Here is a 2,527-nt window from a genome sequence, read left to right as displayed (position 1 = left end):
AAGTAAACTCAACGAGGTTGTCACCAACCCCGTTGGTCTTCAAAACCGTGCTTAATAGTTTCCCATTACACGGCTCCTCAATGACTCGGCACGTTGTCATGTGTACTTCACAACTGAACCATCCTCAGTTGTCTTTTCATCGTGGCAGTGTCGATGCAATATCTGGAGATTCTTGTAATCATCTTTGCCTCCCAGACTCTTGGGGGTTATGTGGTCAATCTCCAGTACATCTAACTCTCGAAGGTACATTCCGCAGTGGGTACATTTCCCTTTTTGTTTCTTTAAGAGTGTTGCCACTCTCGTTGTCGTTTCGGGGTGTTTTCCCATTCTTGAACTCCAGTAAATTAGGTTGCCATCGTAGGGACTGGCATCGCCTTTGACTTTCACATGACGGATAATCTTTGTTTCCGTATGTGACCGTAACCGCATCGGGTTTTTACCCTCCTGTCTGGTTGCGAATACCCAATTATCACCGCCTATGGATTGCCAATATTTCTTTGACACCCATCCCTCAGATTTCTTGGGGTGGCGATGTTGCGCCCAAGCTTTTAGCTTTGGATACATGAGATTATCTAAGTCAGCAAAGATAACCTTACTTACTGATGTTGAATAGTAGTTAGACCATCCTGTTATTACCGGATTTAGTCGGCTGATTAACGCCATTTGTGGCGCTGCTTTATGGTCATCGATGATACTTGCTATTCGGTCGTAATGTATCTTTTGCTTTTCTTTGCTTGGGGTGATGATTGTCTTGAAACCTTGTTTTGAGTCATATTTACTCACTTTCCACTGTCTTATGTTAAAACCAAGGAAGTTAAAACCTGGTTTTTCTGTACCATACTCATTTAGAGTGTGGGTTAGACGTGTTTTTGAAGGCTTCAATTCCAGACCCATGTCTATTAACCATTCAGAGATTATCTCCCTGCATCTTTGGACAACGGTTATGTCTTTATGGAGAATCACAAAGTCATCGGCGTATCGGATAACTTGAGGGCTTTTGAACTTTGTACCTTTTTTGTGATACCAAGTTTCCCTACCGGTTTGGGACATTTCTGGAAATGCCTTAATTATCCGTTCTTCCATCCCGTGAAGGGCGATGTTAGCTAGTAGCGGAGAAATGACTCCGCCCTGTGGCGTACCCTCAGATGTCGGAAACAACTGCCTTCCATCCATCACCCCCGCTTTTAACCATGCTCGAATTTGTCGGCGAATGGTGGGGGATGTATTTAATTTTCTTAGCAGTGCTTCATGGTCGATGCGGTCGAAACATTTTGCAATGTCGGCATCCAGCACATATTTTGCTTTTCTGCAAACCGCATTTAATATTGCCTCTCTTGCATCATGACATGAGCGCCCAGGTCTGAACCCGTATGAGTTAGGTTCAAATCGCGCTTCCCATTCTGGCTCTAATGCCAATTTGAACAGCGCTTGCAAGGCTCGGTCGTTCATTACGGGAATTCCCAAAGGTCGTTTCTCATCCGTTCCTGGTTTGGGAATCCAAACCCGTCGTGTCGGTTTCACCTTTGAGTTAGGTTTTAATTTGGCAACCAGATTAAGACGTGCTTCTGGGGATAGTGATTTAACGCCGTCCACTCCTGCTGTCTTTTTACCTTGGTTGTCTTGTGTAACCCGTCGAACCGATAGACATTTTGCTCCCCAGGAATTCATCAGCGTCTTTTGGAGTCTACGAAATGCTTTGACATCACCACGACGAGATGCTTTGTAAATTCGTTTTTGCAACTTAAAAACACGTCTTTCTAACTTACGCCAGTTGATGCGTTTCCATTCCACCATCGATTCATTCCTCTTTACCTTTCTAATTGGGTTAGTCTTCAGGGGAAGAAAACCGTTTTTAGTTGGTTTGGGAGCAACTTGTCGTGTATTAGACTTTTGCATTGCTACTCATAACTTTACACTCCAAATCACCGTAAGTCCGTCAGCATATCTCTGTCATTACAGCAAAGCATTAGCTTCTGACTCAATCTCTCCTAGTCGTTGCATACGGTTAGCACCTACTCAGTTATCGACCTTGCTGAGAGCAAACGAAAGGTTACTTCGTTCCGAATAACCATTGTTAGAACCCTTAGAATGATGCTTTCCACCGGGTTTATTGGGAGTGCAACTGGTCAACAGGGAATTTGCCAGCCCCCTTTATCCCTTGCCTTTTGGCTCCAACGCATTAAGCCTTATTTCGCTGGTTCAGTGTCACGATGGTTCGGCGCATCTTTGCTTTCGCTATTCATCGGTTCATGCTCGAAGGGGAACCAGCTTTAGGCTGCCAGTTGTTCCTCCTTTTCATCCCGCTTTACGGATTGATGGCTAGTCGCTACCGTAGGGATGATGCTGTTACCGTTGCACCTACGGAGAGGGACTTTTCCTTGGAGATTTTCCTTGAAATCACCCTCATGGTTATTCAGTTATCATCTGAGAGAGATTAAAGTGCGAACTCCACCCATTAAGGGTTATCTCTCAAATGTCACTCATCCCTGAATATTTCTATTCATTTCGAGTGAACGAATCGCACTCC

Annotated in this window: 2 protein-coding genes; one reads left to right on the top strand and one right to left on the bottom strand. The window is 44.5% G+C overall.

The window, feature by feature from the left end; genetic code table 11:
- Positions 1 to 96 precede the first annotated feature (96 nt).
- Positions 97 to 1,794, bottom strand: a complete 1,698-nt coding sequence (ltrA, locus tag ACEYW6_RS35980; protein WP_412983573.1) for a group II intron reverse transcriptase/maturase — start codon at positions 1,792 to 1,794, stop codon at positions 97 to 99.
- A 416-nt stretch (positions 1,795 to 2,210) separates the two neighbouring features.
- Between ltrA and ACEYW6_RS35975 the strand changes: the two genes are divergently transcribed.
- Positions 2,211 to 2,438 carry a hypothetical protein gene (locus tag ACEYW6_RS35975; RefSeq protein ID WP_412983572.1) on the top strand — a complete coding sequence of 76 codons (228 nt, stop codon included), beginning with the start codon at positions 2,211 to 2,213 and terminating at the stop codon, positions 2,436 to 2,438.
- Positions 2,439 to 2,527 lie beyond the last annotated feature (89 nt).

It is taken from the genome of Nostoc sp. UIC 10607 (assembly GCF_047228265.1).
GTDB lineage: Bacteria > Cyanobacteriota > Cyanobacteriia > Cyanobacteriales > Nostocaceae > Nostoc > Nostoc foliaceum_A.
Note: the sequence above shows the minus strand (reverse complement) of the source record. Positions and strands in the feature narration are given on the sequence as shown.